At 28.1% G+C, this 217-nt stretch carries 1 protein-coding gene; it reads right to left on the reverse strand.

The genetic code is table 11. The annotated features are described in order from the left end of the window. The coding region (locus tag H2O73_RS24660) for a tRNA dimethylallyltransferase (RefSeq protein WP_497997528.1) at nucleotides 1-212 on the reverse strand (212 nt) is incomplete at its 3' end. Nucleotides 213-217 lie beyond the last annotated feature (5 nt).

The following is a 217-nucleotide window of genomic DNA, read 5'->3' on the forward strand; positions in this document are numbered from 1 at the left end:
TTTTTAATTTCTTCGATGGCAAAATCTAGAGATATTTCATTGGTAAAGTATAAAAATAATTCTTTGTAACCAACAGTTTGTAAAGCGTTTAAGTGTTTGTATTTAAATAAATTTTTAGCTTCTTCTAACAAGCCGTTCTCCATCATAATATCTACACGTTTATTTATTCTATCGTATATGATCTCTCTATCTGCAGTTAGTCCAATTTTGATAGGAG

It is taken from the genome of Vibrio marinisediminis, from assembly GCF_014050145.1.
Taxonomy (GTDB): Bacteria; Pseudomonadota; Gammaproteobacteria; order Enterobacterales; family Vibrionaceae; genus Vibrio; species Vibrio marinisediminis.